The sequence below is a fragment of the Enterococcus sp. 9E7_DIV0242 genome, from assembly GCF_002140975.2.
GTDB lineage: Bacteria > Bacillota > Bacilli > Lactobacillales > Enterococcaceae > Enterococcus_L > Enterococcus_L clewellii.
Map to the genome: position 1 here is coordinate 3,274,337 of NZ_CP147247.1, position 16,679 is coordinate 3,291,015.

The 16,679-nt window shown below is 41.4% G+C and carries 12 protein-coding genes; 8 read left to right on the forward strand and 4 right to left on the reverse strand.

Annotation, left to right across the window (positions count from 1 at the left end; translation table 11 throughout):
- Window positions 1-33: 33 nt before the first annotated feature.
- On the reverse strand, window positions 34-390 hold the full coding sequence (locus tag A5888_RS15560) for a winged helix-turn-helix transcriptional regulator (protein WP_086350901.1): 357 nt from the start codon (window positions 388-390) through the stop codon (window positions 34-36).
- Window positions 391-523: 133 nt separating this feature from the next.
- Here A5888_RS15560 and A5888_RS15565 point away from each other — a divergent pair, with 133 nt between their 5' ends.
- The 4 genes from A5888_RS15565 to A5888_RS15580 all read left to right on the forward strand — a co-directional run bounded on the left by A5888_RS15565 (window position 524) and on the right by A5888_RS15580 (window position 9,105).
- Window positions 524-1,363: an aldo/keto reductase gene (locus tag A5888_RS15565; RefSeq protein WP_086350900.1), complete on the forward strand. Its 840-nt coding sequence runs from the start codon at window positions 524-526 to the stop codon at window positions 1,361-1,363.
- A 21-nt stretch (window positions 1,364-1,384) separates the two neighbouring features.
- The gene (locus tag A5888_RS15570) at window positions 1,385-2,179 is read left to right on the forward strand and encodes an SDR family NAD(P)-dependent oxidoreductase (RefSeq protein ID WP_086350899.1); all 795 of its coding nucleotides are present in this window, start codon (window positions 1,385-1,387) and stop codon (window positions 2,177-2,179) included.
- A 346-nt stretch (window positions 2,180-2,525) separates the two neighbouring features.
- Window positions 2,526-7,805, forward strand: coding sequence for a SpaA isopeptide-forming pilin-related protein (locus A5888_RS15575; RefSeq protein WP_170924902.1), 5,280 nt, complete (start codon window positions 2,526-2,528; stop codon window positions 7,803-7,805).
- Between the two features lie 328 nt (window positions 7,806-8,133).
- Window positions 8,134-9,105, forward strand: coding sequence for a diaminopimelate dehydrogenase (locus A5888_RS15580; protein WP_086350897.1), 972 nt, complete (start codon window positions 8,134-8,136; stop codon window positions 9,103-9,105).
- Between the two features lie 222 nt (window positions 9,106-9,327).
- Here the strand turns inward: A5888_RS15580 and A5888_RS15585 are convergent, their stop codons facing one another.
- From A5888_RS15585 to A5888_RS15595, 3 genes are read right to left on the reverse strand one after another with little or no spacing between them, the layout of a single operon-like run.
- Window positions 9,328-9,783: a protein-export chaperone SecB gene (locus A5888_RS15585; RefSeq protein ID WP_339101684.1), complete on the reverse strand. Its 456-nt coding sequence runs from the start codon at window positions 9,781-9,783 to the stop codon at window positions 9,328-9,330.
- Window positions 9,783-10,088: a hypothetical protein gene (locus A5888_RS15590; protein ID WP_339101685.1), complete on the reverse strand. Its 306-nt coding sequence runs from the start codon at window positions 10,086-10,088 to the stop codon at window positions 9,783-9,785. The genes A5888_RS15585 and A5888_RS15590 overlap by 1 nt, the downstream gene beginning before the upstream one ends.
- A gap of 37 nt (window positions 10,089-10,125) precedes the next feature.
- On the reverse strand, window positions 10,126-10,680 hold the full coding sequence (locus tag A5888_RS15595) for a hypothetical protein (protein ID WP_339101686.1): 555 nt from the start codon (window positions 10,678-10,680) through the stop codon (window positions 10,126-10,128).
- A 386-nt stretch (window positions 10,681-11,066) separates the two neighbouring features.
- Here A5888_RS15595 and map point away from each other — a divergent pair, with 386 nt between their 5' ends.
- The 4 genes from map (at window position 11,067) to A5888_RS15615 (ending at window position 16,539) form a co-directional block, all read left to right on the forward strand.
- Complete coding sequence (map, locus tag A5888_RS15600) at window positions 11,067-11,819, forward strand: type I methionyl aminopeptidase (RefSeq protein ID WP_086350895.1); 753 nt, start codon at window positions 11,067-11,069, stop codon at window positions 11,817-11,819.
- A gap of 252 nt (window positions 11,820-12,071) precedes the next feature.
- Window positions 12,072-12,794 (forward strand): MurR/RpiR family transcriptional regulator, encoded by a 723-nt coding sequence (locus A5888_RS15605; protein ID WP_086350894.1) that lies wholly within the window; start codon window positions 12,072-12,074, stop codon window positions 12,792-12,794.
- Window positions 12,795-12,940: 146 nt separating this feature from the next.
- On the forward strand, window positions 12,941-14,383 hold the full coding sequence (locus A5888_RS15610; protein WP_086350893.1) for a 6-phospho-beta-glucosidase: 1,443 nt from the start codon (window positions 12,941-12,943) through the stop codon (window positions 14,381-14,383).
- 11 nt (window positions 14,384-14,394) lie between these two features.
- Complete coding sequence (locus tag A5888_RS15615; protein ID WP_086350892.1) at window positions 14,395-16,539, forward strand: glycoside hydrolase family 3 N-terminal domain-containing protein; 2,145 nt, start codon at window positions 14,395-14,397, stop codon at window positions 16,537-16,539.
- Window positions 16,540-16,679: the final 140 nt, after the last annotated feature.

The window sequence follows — 16,679 nt, forward strand, 5'->3', positions numbered from 1 at the left end:
AATTGTTGCAGGTTTTCTTTAGGTTGCTTCGATTTAGGAGTTTGCCAATAGAACGACATTTTCTCCTTGTTTTTGTAACGTTGAGACGTGCATGGTTCCCCATTCGCAAAGGTTATCCAGCACATTACTCAAGGTATCACCGTAACTGCTTAAAGAATATTCAACCTTTGGCGGTACCTGATTATACGATTTACGGTCGATGATATTGGCGTCTTCCAATTCGCGCAGCTGTTGGGTCAGCATCTTTTGACTGATACCGGGAATTTTTCGTTGTAGATCACTAGGTCTTAAAGCCCCATGACGTAAATTACATAAAATTATCGGCTTCCATTTTCCGCCAATAACATCCATCGTCGCTTCAACACCGATATTATACGTTCGTTCTTCCATTATTTTTTTCTCCTTAAAAGCTTTGTTTGCACAAAACTTACTTTTTGGTGTGTATAGAACAAAAAAGTGGGTACTATACATAAATGTATCTTCATTATATGATAATTCCAGAAAATTACAAGGAGATGTTTACATGATTCACTCACTAAAAGATACAATCACATTAAATAATGGGACAAAAATTCCAGGTCTGGGCTTAGGTGTCTTCCAGATTCCAGAGGAAGAAACAGCGGAAGTTGTAAAAACAGGAATCATTAATGGCTATCGTCTGATCGATACCGCTCAGATTTATGGAAATGAGGCTGGAACTGGCGAAGGGATTAAACAGGGCTTGGCAGCAACTGGCTTGACACGTGAAGACCTTTTTGTGACGTCAAAAGTTTGGAACAATCATTTAACATATGAAGAAACAGTCACAGCATTTGAAGAAAGCTTATCTCGTATGGGCTTGGATTATCTTGATTTATATTTGATTCATTGGCCGGGAGCAGATGCTTTCAAAGAGTCGTGGAAAGCATTAGAAGACCTATATAGAGCAGGTAAAATCAAAGCGATCGGTGTCAGTAATTTTCAGATTCATCATTTTGAATCGTTACTTTCTTATGCCACAGTTGTACCGGTTATTAATCAAATCGAACTTCATCCTAAACTATCTCAGGGAGCACTTCGTGAATTTGGTGAAAAGCATAACATCAAAATCCAAGCATGGTCTCCATTGATGCAAGGGCAGCTGCTGAAGCATCCGGAAATTTTAGAAATCGCAGCGAAATACAATAAATCGACTGCCCAAATCATTCTACGATGGGACATTCAACAGGATATTTTATTGGTGGTAAAGTCTGTCCACGCGGATCGTATGATTAGCAATTCTGCTGTTTTTGACTTTAAATTAGATCAAGAGGATATGGATCGTTTGAATGCGCTAGATGAGTCATTGCGTGTTGGACCAGATCCGGACAGCTTTGATTTCTAAGCAAGTAGGAGGAGAAAAATTATGGATTTAGGCTTGAAAGGAAAAACGGCACTAGTCACTGGATCAACAAAAGGTATTGGCAAAGCGATTGCTATTGAGTTGGCACGCGAAGGCGCAGATGTCATCATCAATGGGAGGCAGGAAGCCTCTGTGAACGAAACTGTTGCAGAATTGAAGAACCTATTCCCAACTACTAATCCGCAAGCAGCAGCTTATGATGTCTCAGATGAAGCTGCACGAGAAAAGCTATTTACGACTTTTCCTGCGGTCGATATTTTGATCAACAATATGGGGATTTTTCAACCGATGGATTACTTTGAGATTACGGATGACATCTGGGAACATTTCTTTTCGGTCAATGTCTTAGCTGGAAATGCACTGGCGAAATTCTATCTACCAAAAATGTTGGCGGAAGATTTCGGGCGGATCATTTTTATTGCCAGTGAGGAAGCTGTCATGCCTTCGGGGGAAATGGCTCAGTATAGTATGACAAAAACAATGAATCTTTCGTTGGCTAAAAGCCTATCGAAATTGACGAAAGGCACGCAAGTCACTGTCAATACGATTATGCCGGGCTCAACATTGACGGAAGGTGTTCAAGATATGTTGGAGGAAATGTATAAAGATAGCTCATTGAATGAAAGCGAGTGGGAGCATGATTTTATGCTGAATCATCGCCCATGGTCTCAAATCCAGCGTTTAATCCGACCGGAAGAAATCGGGCGTTTTGCGGCTTTTGTTGCCAGTCCTTATGCCTCATCATTTTCCGGAGCTGCGCTCAGAGTAGATGGCGGCATGGTTCCGACGATTTATTGATTCTATGTTAGTCACGCAAAAAGGTAACAGGGATAAGAAGCAGATAAGTGCCTAATTATTTTAGTATTGAAAGAGTTTGGAGTGCTATAATTCCAAGCTCTTTTTGCGTTATGGTTCGTTAACTTACTAGGATTAAGCAGGAAAGAACGGACGAAAAACTGTTTTTAGAACACGGCTTATTCGATTTCAAGGAACTAGGGTATACGTATGCCGCAGTCACGAGTTATCTTTTTCAATTTTTGAGTTATTTTGCTACTATAAAAGAGAATGGCAACGTAAGATGGCTATTGACTAGCTAGTGAGTCGAATACTTGCTGGATGAGTGCACAAAAGGGAGATGTTAGAGATGAAAAAAATGTATCGAATACCTACAGTTGCAGCGGTATTGCTATTATTTATGCCTTTTATTCTTTCTGTATTGACGGTGATTTCCGCCTATGCAGATGAAGAGAACCAACAGCTTGTGCTGGATGAAGCGGGAAAAGCAAAGGTGGCACTTACTTATGAGGAGGTAGGTGATGAGCTGCATTGGCAGGTTTCGGTAACGAAAGCAGCCAGTGAACAGCCTCGAGAACTGACAGTAAAGCTGGGGCTTGAACAAGAAGGTCTGGAAAATGCGGTGATTACCAGTTCGAATGCACAGCTCAACGATGGCTGGATCGACTACCATCAAGAAGCCACAACAAATGAGCAGATAGATACGATTTCATTTACAACACCAAATGATGTTGCAGATTATACCTATACATTTGTTCCGGAATTGCAGGAATTAACCGAAACATCTGAGCTTGAAAAAATTGCCTTTGAAAAAGAACAGTATGAAGTGAAGACAATGGTAAGAGCTAATGAAGATGAAGCTACCACTGATTCTTCTGTACAGACAACTGAGTCTACCGCTAGACGTTCAGAAACGGCTGTGCCAAATCCACTGGCAGGAATGATTGGACAAGGCCTGCTAGAACGTGCTGTGCCAACGACCTATGCGTTTGACTATGCCAGTGATAATGGGAATTACCTCACGAATGGTGTTGCTGATGGAAATACGTATAACTATGCATATGGACAAACAGGAGAAGTGCCTTTTGATGATGAAGACTATGTTAATTACGAAGACATTGCGTATCTAAAAAAGAGTGTGGCGGAAAATGCTGCGAAGCAAGGGTTGTTTGATGTCACATTGGATGTGAAAGGGAACCAGACAGAGAACCCGATCGATCTTGTTCTGGTGATTGATTATTCTTCCTCTATGACAGGTGACAAGCTGCAAAATGCAATCAAGGGTGTCTCTGATTTTCTTGAAGAAATCAAGGGTTCTCTGGGTGAGAATCAGGTGAAAATAGCTATTGTTGCGTATAACCGTTATGTGTATTCAACAGGTGGATTTTTAACGGATGCATCACAGCTTCTTTCTTTCATGAGTAACACAGCAGAAAGCCATACGGGCACGTTTATCCAAAAAGGCTTGTATGAGGCAGAATCGCTATTTAATACTGCCGGGCGTAGCAATGCACAAAAAATGCTTATTCATGTTGGTGACGGTAGTGCCAATCGCGCGTATTTGGAGCAGGAAGATGCAACGGTGTATCAAAACAACGGAGAAATCCGCCCACTCAATGGCTACTCTGCTGCCACATATATCACTGATTTTCAGACGAACAGCTCAAAGTACTACAATACTAGCGAGTCTTCTGACAGTGCATCGATTCTATTAGGTAAAACGGAGCTGGCCAATTTGACTTTGGGAACAGCAGTAGCATTGAAAACGCAAGGGATTGAGATGTACTCTGTCGGTGTAAATACTTCCAGTCGCGGGGAGTATATTGCTCAAAATTTAGCAGTAAATGCCAGCCATTACAAATCGATTGATGAGAATCTGGAAGGCTTGGGCGAAGCATTGGGCTCTGTTGCTTCTCAAATCGATAAAACGATTAACAATGGCAGTATTTCCGATCCGATGGGGGATCATATTTTGTTACAAAAAGAGGGGGAAACCCTCGGCGCAAATGATTACCAACTGCAAGGCTGGCGGAAGGATGCAGCTGGCAATTGGCAATCAGCCCCAGAATTGACTACGAATGTAACGGTTTCGGAGACGAACGGGACTATCCAATTACAAGGGTTGAGCTTAGGTAGAGATGAGCGGGTCACCTTGACCTATCAAGTACGTATCGACACGGAAGCAGCTGATTTTCAAGCAGATACTTGGTATCTGGCAAACGGCAGAACAACTTTAGATCCTTCCAGTAACGGGGCGTTGTTAGATTTTCCAATTCCTTCGGTCAAGGCTCCGGGTGTAACGTTGTCTGTAACGAAGAAATGGGAGGATGATGGTTTTTCAGCCAAGCGTCCAGAAGCGATTCAAGTGATTATTCACAGAGAACAGACTGTTAACGCGGATAGTTGGCAAGAAAGCGAAGCAATTGACTTATCCTCATCAGAAAATTGGTCCAAGGAAATCAGCGAAGTGATACCAAAAGGAGCAACAACAAGCTCTCAACTACCACTTTATAACAATCAAGGGGATGATTTTACTTACTCCGTGAAAGAGGTACTGGTCGACGATTCGTATGTCAGCTCTGTAGTTAAGGAAAACCATTACGAGTTTACGATCACCAATACACTGAGAACAACTGACCTGCAATTTACGAAGCGAGCAGTAGATAATGTACCATTATCGGGGGCTGTATTTGAATTATATGATGCTGAGGGCGAGTTGATAGATACGGTCACAAGCGGTAGCGACGGCATCATTCGTTTTACGGATCTGACTATTGGTCTCTATACATTAAAAGAGATACAAGCGCCTTCCGGTTATATTGCTCTTGATCGTGAGATTCCTCTGGAAGTTCGTGTGAATGACTCAGATGAGCTGGAGATACTGATTGATTATGGCGATGGTTTTACTGAATGGCTTGATGATGCATTGTATAACCTGCCGGATGTTTTAGAACCGGATTTGAAAACCAATTTTCTCTTTACAAAGCTTGGAGAAACCAGTGGCAGCAATATTCCGTTAGAAAATGTTCAATTTAGACTAACCTCACTTTTAGATAGAGGAAAGGTGATCGAAGCAACCTCTAATGAAAAAGGGGAAGTATTGTTCAATGATTTGACAGAAGGGGTTTATATTCTAGAGGAGATCTCAACACCAGACGGTTATGACCCAATCGATCCAGTAATTATCCGCGTTTATCGCACGCAGATCAATACCTTAGCTGTAGCTTATCCGGAAGACATCTTTAGTAAAGATGGCGAGACGATTTCTTTGATGAATCAAGCCTCTCTAAATCTTGAGCTATTGAAGGTCACAGATAATGATCAACCACTTGCCGGAGCAGTCTTTGAACTGCAAAATGAGGCTGGTGAACGAGTTGCTGGCCCAGTTCGTTCTGATGATCAGGGCAAGATACTATTTGAAAACATCACCAAGGGAACCTATTATCTAGTAGAAACCCAGACACCTAACGGGTATCAAGGCACTGAAAAAATGCAGCTAGTTGTTGATTATGATGACCAAGGGCAATTGGTCGTCACTAAGCCTGAAGCTTGGGATGGAAAAATTATTAATAAACAGATGACAGATTTCACTTTTGAAAAGCAGAATGAAGAAGGACAACCTCTTAGAGGTGCCGTGTTTGAACTACAGGATTCAGATGGAACGACACAGTATGGGCCAGTTGTTTCAGACCGTCAAGGGAAGGTGACTTTTACAGGAGTCACCCAAGGGACCTATCAGTTGGTAGAAACGGGTGGCCCTGAAAATTACTATTTGGCAGATCCGATTTCGGTAGTTATCGGTTACGATGCAAACAATCAGCTGACAGTATTACAACCAACTGACTGGCAGGAAATCGTTGTAAACAAGGCCAAACGTTCGGATTTTTCTTTTACCAAAATAGGTGAAAATAATCAACCGCTTGCCGGAGCAGTTTTCGAACTGCGAGATGGTCAGGGAAATCTTGTTCAAGGACCAAAAACGTCCGATACTTCCGGAAAAGTGACCTTTGAAGGAATAGCAGTTGGTACGTATTATTTAGTAGAAACAAAGGCACCAGATGGCTATGAGACAATTGATCCTGTGAAAGTAGTTGTGGATCTTGATGGATCTGGTCAGCCGACAATTACGCAACCGTCTGGCTGGAATGATAACTATCAAGTAAAAAATACGCAGTTACGAACAGATTTTATTTTCACAAAAGTAGACTATCTGGGAGACCCGCTTGCCGGAGCAGAATTTGAATTGCGAGATACAGCCGGAAATCTTGTTCAAGGACCAGTAACGACGACTGATGACGGAAAAGTAATTTTTACCGGATTGACGGTAGGCGAGTATCAGTTGATTGAGACAAAGGCACCAGACGGCTATCTCCAAAGAGAACCGATCCCGATTTCTGTTTATGTAGATGATAACGGCCGACTCGTAGCTACGCCTGATTTAGGCGATTATAACGAACTTTGGGATGGCAAAATATATAACATGCCTGATGTAGAAGAACCAAAACCCAACACCGAATTTCCATTTATCAAAATGGGTGAGACGGCCCAAGGGAATATTCCTCTACAAGGGGTAAAATTTGAGTTGACTTCTTTATATGGTGGTCCGTCTTATCAAGCCGTTTCAGATGAGAGTGGAAAAGTTAATTTTACTGGTGTGACTGCCGGATTTTATGCCTTGAGAGAAATAGAATATCCAGATGGGTATGTTCCGAATGCACCAATTCCAGTGCGGGTTTATTGGGATATCCATGGATTTTTACATGTAGAGTATCCGGAAGAGGAATTTGAGAAGAATGAAAATGGGCTGCCGATCATAGTGAATAGACAGGCCACAGCGTTACGATTGACTAAGACGGACGAGCAGGACCGTCCATTAGCAGGCGCGGTGTTTGAGCTTCGAAATGCGGCTGGTGAGGTAGTTGGTAGTGCTCAGACATCTGATGAGCAAGGGAATTTGGTGTTTACAGATGTGCAAGCTGGAACGTATCGTTTGATAGAGACGAAGGCTCCAGATGGATTCACATCAATAGATCCAATAGAAATCACTGTTGCTTATGATGCTGAAGGACAGCTCGTAGTCACAAAACCAGAGGCTTGGGATGGTAAAATTGTGAATAGACAAGTAATCGATTTGCCGATCACGAAGGTCAATGAGACCGGCGAAGTACTGTCAGGCGCGGTGTTTGAATTGAGAGATACGGCGGATCGAGTACTCCAAGGACCAGTAACAACAGATTACGAAGGGCAAGCGCTGTTCACTAAGTTAGGAAAAGGCACCTATTACTTGGTAGAAACAGAAGCACCAACTGGTTATCAGCTATTGAAGGAACCTGTAGAAGTAGTGATCGATTACAATGAAGCAGGGGATCTTGCGGTGATATCTCCAACAGACTGGACGGGTGATATCATCAATACAAAAGATAGTGAGACACCACCGCCACCAGGTTCTTCAGAGGAACCGGGCAATTCCGGTGGGACGCCTAGTGATTCAGGCTCAGGTACAGGTAAGAAACCAGGAAAGTTATTGAATGCCGGAGAGCAACGATCTATCTTGTATTCGACCATTGGTTTGTTGCTGCTGCTCCTTAGTGGCAACTTCTATCTGAAACGCAGACAAAAAAATAGATGAAGCCTTTCAGAAATAAATAGATTATTGTATAAATAAGAAACTCAGAATTTTAAGAAGAGCTCCGCCACTACGTCTCAGAACCTCGACACGTAGTGGCGGGGTTCTTTGTTACTGAGTTACGGCAAGGCATCTCGATCGGTACTGATCTCGATAGAAGATACCAATTTTTGAATCTATCTACTTACGTCATACAGTATGATCGTAATGAGAATAACACCTTTTTCTACGAGCTGTCTCTTATCTTTTTTTGAATAAACCTCAAGATTTCACTCTTTTTTCGCAGCTGCTATAGTATAATTTTAGTAAATGATTTTAGGAGTGATAAAGTATGATCAAAGTAGCAATTGTCGGGTACGGGAACTTGGGGCGCGGGGTAGAACGCTCATTGAAACAAAATCAGGATATGGAATTAGTGGGTGTGTTTACAAGAAGAGCCCCTGAAAATGTAGCGACTGAAGGAGCGAAAGCTTATCATATGGATGAGCTGAAGAATAAAACGAAAGAAATCGACGTATGTATTTTATGCGGCGGTTCAGCAACAGACTTGCCGGTACAAACGCCGGAAGTTACACAACATTTTAATACGGTTGACAGCTTTGATACCCATGCGAAAATCCCTGAGCATTTTTCTAAAGTAGATCAGGCTGCCAAAGAAAATCAAACAGTGTCTGTTATTTCTACGGGATGGGACCCAGGTCTGTTTAGCTTAAACCGTTTATATGCACAAAGCATTTTACCACAAGGCGAAACCTATACATTTTGGGGCAAGGGGGTTAGCCAAGGACATTCCGATGCAATTAGAAGAATTGCCGGTGTCGTTGATGCAACACAATATACGATCCCAAATAGTGAAATTATTGAAAGATTGAAAGCTGGCGAAAAGCTTGAGCTAACAACAAGAGACAAGCATTTTAGGGAGTGCTTCGTTGTAGTGGAAGATGGCGCAGATAAAGAAGCAATCAGAACTGAGATTATTTCTATGCCTAACTATTTTGCAGATTATGATACAGAAGTCCATTTCATTTCTTTAGAGGAATTGATTCGTGACCATAAAGCTATGCCTCATGGGGGAACGGTTCTGCACACTGGAACGACACATGAGCAAACCAAGCAAGTCATCGAATATACCTTGCAGTTGGACAGCAACCCCGAGTTCACTGCCAGCGTACTGGTTGCCTATGCTAGAGCTTGTGTTCGATTGGCACAGGAAAAACAGTTTGGTGCGTATACGGTACTTGATATTGCGCCAAAATATTTATCACCGGTGGCTGATGAAACGTTGAGAAAAGAACTTTTGTAAAGAGAAGAACTAGAGAGGATGCTAGAGCACGAGCTTCTGACTATCCTCTTTTTTTGCTGGGGAAAAAAGGATGTGCAAAAATGTTCATTTGATTATAATCAATGTTATGAAAGTGTTGAGGAAAACGACTGGATTGTTCTACACTTGTGTAAGGAAAGGAGGTTTTGTTTAGCTTATTATCATATTTGATAAAGAAAATAAAAAGGATTCTAATTCTGAATACTACGAATTAGAATCCTTTTTATTAAAATCATGGAATGTAATAGCATCATTTTGCTCCATCAGTTTCACTACATTTATGGTTGGTAGTACATAGGCTGGAAATTTATTAGAACGAAGGGTTAAGTCTGATACTAAAGACCGAATGTAAGGATACAAAATAGCGACAGCATTTTGGCTGAGTAAATCATGTAGTTGCTGTACGTCCTTCGGATCATCGGTAACATCAAATTCGAAGAATGCTTTCAACTCAATATCAATGACAAAAGGGCAATCGTCGTTGTCGAAGTCACCAATTTCAACGGAAAAAATAACTAGAACCAAATCATCATCGAAGGCAATGTCAACCGTGGGAGACAAAGAAACTTCAAGACTTTTTGAGCTTTCGAGATCATAATTAGGGTTTTCCTGATAGATCATCTTATCTACAAAATAATCCGCAAATTTTATATTAGCCATTACGCCACCAAATCTCTTTCAGGGTCTATAGGGGAAGAAAGATCTTCAAATTTATTTTTGATATATTTTTTTTGTATTTTTTCAATAGATTTTCTATTTTTACCTAATTCTGGAGAATCAGAATTAATGTATTCCTTATTTTTAAAAGAAGCAGAAGATTTGATAAAGAATACGTGGAGATCTTCAGAAAAACTTTCGTATCCATCAGGATATTTTTCCATATACCAATCAGCCAGTTCTTCAATTTTTTCATCAGACAATTCAATAGTTGTCGAATTACAATAATCTGCTAAATTAATTCCCATTAATCTCACCTCTTTAAAATATATACTAACATAGTATTTACGATATTTCACACAAATCTATTTTTTCTGGGTTTCTTAGACATAATTCCCGACCATTTGGGATATTGGACTGCTTATATCCTTTAAAATCAAATGGAGTATAGGAATCAACAATTATAGCATCAGGACTAAAGTCAAAAGCCTTAAAAAAAACCTCAAATATCATGCCATCCACTTTTCCACGGTTTTTTGTAGGGTTGTATCTCCTTGAACGAAATTGTTTCATTAGCTTATCCATATTCTTTTCCTTAAAATCTAAAAACAAGGCTTGATTTTTTTCTATGTTCATATTGAGTATTTTATCATCAGAGATTTTAGAAACTACTTTTAAAATTGTTGGTTTTTGGTAGGAAGGTTTAATTGATTTTATATATTTATACGCATTTTTTCTCGGACACTCATTCGGAAAGTTCTCTCTTTGTATAAACATATAAACACCTTCCCCTAAATCGCAAGGCAAAGAAGAAGTAGGACGTGCCATTTTAAATCCAGTTTGGAAGATTTCTTTTGATATCTCGTAATCTGTACCATGATAACCAATATATTCTTTCATAAGCAACGACCTTTCGACTTATTACAAGTCAAAATTATACCTGAGTAATTTATTTTATGCAATATGAATTTAAAGTGACTGATAAGATAGATGCATATAGTATAACCAGAATTTACTAAACTTGAGTTCGAATAAAATCCGTTTTTCAGAAATAATAGCTGTAGGGTTAGGCTGGTATTTTATGAAGAAAAACGGAAAAAAATTTTGCAGATTATTTGTTGTATTATGTAAGAGTGTAAAGTAATATACGCAGAACCCATATAATTTTTTTGAGAGAGGTAAAATAACTTAAATATTTACAAACTTCTATCTTTAAAAAAGGTTTATTCTGGCTTATACTTGCCACAGCAAAGAGCGTTTCAATCAACGAAAAGAGGCTATAGAGGATGATTACATTAAAATCAACAAGAGAAATAGAACAAATGAAGGAATCAGGCGCGGTGCTTGCCGGCATACACAAGCAGCTAAGAGAGGTGATCAAACCGGGGATCACGACGAATGAAATCGATCAGTTTGTCCATAAAAAAATCGAAGAAGCCGGTGCAGTTGCGGCACAGATCGGTTTTGAAGGGTACGAATATGCGACCTGTATCAGCGTGAATGAGGAAATCTGTCACGGCTTTCCTTCAAAGTATCGTTTGAAGTCGGGGGATGTGGTCAAAATAGATTTTTGTGTCGATTTACATGGCGCAATTTCAGACAGCTGTTGGACCTATGCTGTAGGAGAGATTACACCCCAGCATCAAGAATTGATGGTTGTTACTTTGGAAGCCTTGAAGCTTGGGATCGAACAAGCACAGGTAGGAAAGAGAGTCGGAGATATCGGTCATGCAATTCAGAGCTATGCAGAAGCTAAGGGATATGGTGTGGTCAGAGATTTTATTGCTCATGGAATCGGTCCGACAATCCATGAGGAACCATTCTTTCCACATTATGGGATTGCCGGAAAAGGTTTGCGTCTAAAAGAAGGCATGACGATCACGATCGAGCCGATGATCACGACGGGAACCTGGCGCATGCAGATGGATCCGAACGGCTGGACGGCTCGAACGATCGACGGTGGGTATTGCGCACAGTATGAGCATTCGATCGCAATCACGAAGGATGGTCCGGTGATTATGACGGAGCAAGATAGCTAAAAATATAACAAGATACAAGGTCAGATAGACGAGTTAATAGGCTTTGATGCACTCATTTTTGAGAGAATCAAGGCTTTTTTTGAATGGTCAACGTTATACAATCAGCAAAGAAGGATGGAATCAAGAGAAATGTACTGAGAGAATAGACGATTGGATAAAATCATGATAGGATTCTATCAAAGCGACCAGTCGATTGATTCGGTCTGTAAAGCAAGAGTCAATTGAACTAATAATAAAAAAGGGGTTTCTATAATGTCTTTTTTCGGTAAAATCAACTTCAATGAATTGTCAGAAACGGATCGTGCCATCTATCATTTTATGGCCACCAACAGCAGCAAAATTCCTTACATGAGGGTACGAGATATTGCGAAGGAGTCGCATACTTCCACGTCTTCTGTCATGCGCTTTATTCGAAAAATCGGGTACACCAGCTTTACTGAATTTCGCAGTCATTTTAAGGCCGAAGAAGCGACTGAAAACAAAGGCTTTGATTATGGAGAAAAGCTTTTATCCAGAGAGCGATTTCCAGAAGATATCGAAGGAAGGCTTAGAAAGGTTGCCGAAAAGATGGTCACCTGTGAGAATGTTGTCTTTTTCGGGATCGGCTCTTCCGCGGCAATGTGTGAATATGCGGCTAGAAGAGCAGCGATTGCCGGACTCAACAGTTTTGCTTTAGTGGATCATACCTATCCGTTATTCTCTAAACTGAGAAACACGACGGATAATATGCTGATTACCTTGTCTGTAACAGGAAAAACAACAGAGATCATAGAAATCAATAATGGCTACCGCAATGCGCTAGACTACACGACAGTTGCAATCACAAGTGATGAGAACAGCCCATTAGCCAAGATGACGGACTATGTTCTTTCGTATCGGGTAGATGTGGAGCGTTTGGAGCAGCATCAAGATTTAACGAGTCAAATCCCTTGTGTGTATTTGCTCGAAAAACTGATAGATTTATGCAATGAATAAATGGACTAGAATCACGATGGCACAGCCTGTGCCATCGTGATTCTTTTTTCTAATTCGTGGTACAGAAATCAAAAGAGCCGGAAGTGGTTGTTTCTGAAAACGTTTTTATTATATACTCTGCTCATCAAGTAGATGGAGTGAAGAGCATGCAGCAGAAAAATTTTCCAAAAGATTTTTTATGGGGCGGCGCAGTTGCCGCACATCAAATCGAAGGCGCATTTTTAGCAGATGGCAAGGGGATAAGTATTGCGGATGTCGTCACAGCAGGAGGTAATGGGATTTCCCGTGAAATTACTAAAGGAATTTTACCAGGTCGCTATTACCCTAATCACGAGGCAATCGATTTTTATCATCGCTATAAAGAAGATATTCAGCTGCTAAAAGAGCTGGGGATCAAGGTGTTTCGTACATCGATCGCGTGGTCAAGGATTTTCCCAAATGGAGATGAGGAAGTTCCAAATGAAGCTGGATTGGCTTATTATGATGCACTCTTCGATGAGCTGTTAGCTAACGGGATCGAACCAATCATTACATTGTCTCATTTTGAGATTCCTTATCATCTGGCAACAGAATATGGGGGCTTCAGAAATAAAAAACTGATTGACTTTTTTGTTCATTATGCCGAGACCGTAATGGAGCGATATAAGGACAAAGTGACTTACTGGATGACTTTTAATGAAATCAATAATCAGGCTGATGGACAGCATGAGCTGCATACTTGGACAAACTCAGCATTGACCTTTGAAGAAGGGGAAAACAAAGAAGAGATCACCTTTCAGGCTGGGTTGAACGAATTGATTGCCAGTGCGAAGGTCGTCAAGCTGGGGCGCACAATCAATCCAAAATTTCAGATCGGTTGCATGATGGCCTATGTACCTGTCTATCCTTATACTTCAAGACCGGAAGACATGATGGCCTCATTGAAAGTAATGCAGCGACGCTTCTTTTACAGTGATGTTCATGCCAGAGGGACCTTGCCCGGTTATGTCTTGAAATATTGGGAAAAAATGGGGTATCACATCGATTACACCGAAGAAGAGCTGCAAGCACTGAAAGAAGGGACTGTTGACTACATCGGTTTTAGCTATTATATGTCTGGTACGGTTACTACTTTAGAGGAGCTTAACGGCTATCCAGTCAGTGACTTTCAGGAAGCAAAAATGCTTAATAATCCTTATGTTTCAGCGAGTGATTGGGGCTGGCAGATCGATCCGGTTGGCTTGCGTTATACCTTGAATTTAATCTATGAACGGTACAATTTACCGCTGTTCATTGTTGAAAATGGTTTTGGCGCCTATGATCAACTAACCGCTGATGGAAAAATCGACGATTCGTACCGTATCGACTATTTGCAGAAGCATATTCAAGAAATGAAAAAGGCGGTTTTAGAGGATGGCATTGAGCTGTTGGGCTACACACCATGGGGCATCATCGATATTGTCAGCTTTGGATCTGGGGAGATGGAGAAGCGCTACGGCATGATTTATGTAGATAAAGACAATCAGGGAAATGGCAGCCTGAAACGAGTGAAAAAAGAATCCTTTAACTGGTACCAACAGGTGATCAGCAGTAATGGCGAGAAGATATAGGAGCGGATGATATGAAAGAACAGGAACTGAAAAAGCTCGTAGAGGACATGACACTAGCAGAAAAAATCGGTCAGCTGGTCCAAGTGACGCCTGATTTTTTTGATCAAAGCGGGGAAATCACCGGCCCGGCGGCTGAATGGCAGCTGCCGCAAGATAAATTGTTTCAAATTGGTTCGGTTTTAGGTACGCATACAGCCGAACAGGTTTATACGATTCAGAAAATGTATCTAGAGAATAGCCGTTTAAATATCCCGTTACTGTTTATGGCAGATGTGATCCATGGGTACGAAACGATTTTCCCGATTCCCTTAGCATTGGCTAGCAGCTTTTCTTCCGAGCTTACAGAAGAAGTTGCCCGGTTGTCCGCCTTAGAAGCAACACGAGCCGGAGTTCATGTCACTTTTTCACCAATGGCCGATCATGTGATGGATGCGCGTTGGGGCAGAGTACTTGAGAGCAACGGGGAAGATCCGACATTATCTGCGGAGCTGACGAGGGGATATGTCAGAGGGTATCAAGGAACCGATTTAGAGAAAGAGACAGAGCGACTGGCAGCTTGTGTCAAACATTTCGTTGGCTATGGTGCAGTTCAAAGTGGTCGAGATTATAACCACGTGGATTTGTCAGCAATCGAGCTTTATCAAAATTATTTACCAGCATTTCAGGCAGCAATCGATGAAGGGGTTAAGCTCGTGATGACCTCATTTAACCCAATAAATGGGCAACTAATGTCCGTCAATCAATCATTGATCAAAGAAACTTTGCGACAAGAAATGGGCTTTGAGGGAGTTGTCATCTCTGATTGGAATGCCTTAGAGGAACTGTTGGCACACCGTGTAGCTGCAGATAAATATCAGGCGGCATCAGAAGCCTTTCAAGCAGGAACGGATATCGATATGATGAGTGATTGCTACATCAATCATCTAAGCGAGTTTTCCGAGCTGGACAGACAGGAGCTAGATGGAGCAGTCTTACGTGTCCTGACATTGAAAAATGAACTGGGGCTGTTTGAAAATCCATTCAGAGGGATACCAAAAACTCCGGATTCAATAGAGCAAATGCTTCGTAACGCAACGAAAGACGCGGCATTGAAAAGCTTTGTCTTGTTGAAAAATGAGGACGATATCTTGCCATTACAGAAAACACAGCAGATCGCTCTACTAGGTCCTAAAGCGGCATCAAAGGATATCTTAGGTGCCTGGTCGTGGATTGGAAAAACGGAACATGCTGTGAGTCTAGCTGAAGGGTTATCCAGCGGACTTCCTCATCTGACTGTTTGGGATAATGACGGCAGGACAGTGGATATTGCGGAAGCTTATCAAAAAATGAAAGATCTCGCCCATAAGAACGATGTCATCCTTTTAGCTCTAGGTGAAGCTTCGGAGGAGACAGGGGAAGCAGCCAGTAAAGCAGAGATTCAATTATCGGAGGCACAAATAGAACTAGTCAAAGAAATTTCAGCGGTCAATGAAAATGTCGTGGTTGTACTGTTTAATGGGCGTCCGTTAGACTTAACCGCAATCGAGCCTTATACCAAAGGGATATTGGAAGTATGGTTCCCAGGGAGTGAGGGAGGAACAGCGATTGCTGAAACCTTGATGGGAGAGCACAATCCAGAAGGCAAACTACCAATGAGCTTTCCGAGAGCAGTGGGCCAATTGCCGCTTTCGTATCAGGCATATTCCACAGGCAGACCATTAACAGAAAAAAATCAAAACGAAAAATATGTGTCTAAGTATATGGATATAGGAAATGACCCGCTCTATCCATTTGGCTATGGCTTAAGCTACAGTGACTTTTCAATTGACGGGTTCGAGCAATCGGCAAAAATTCTTACAGAGAATCAACCGTTGACGATTCAGGTGGTCATTAGAAATACGTCGAAGAGAGCAGGCGTTGCGACGGTTCAGTTATACGTAGAAGATGTGGTGACAAAGGTTGTTCGTCCGATAAAAGAATTGAAGCAGTGGGAAAAAGTTACGATAGAGGCAGAAACGACAGAGAAATGTACGTTTACGTTGAGTGTAGATGATCTGGCATATGTTCATAAAGAGCTGGCTTGCTATCCGGATTACGGACAGTTCAGGTTTCACATTGGTCTTGATAGTCAACAAACGATAGACGGACAATTCGATTACGTTTCTGATGAGGAGTAATTTTCTGAGTAATCCCATGTGACGGAGCGTGTGCGGTGGAAAAATATATCTATATAAATCCTGTGAAAGATACAATGCGCAAGAAGCGACCTTTGCTCTAGGTGCAACAAAGGAATGGAATTATAAAGCAAATTCTTTTA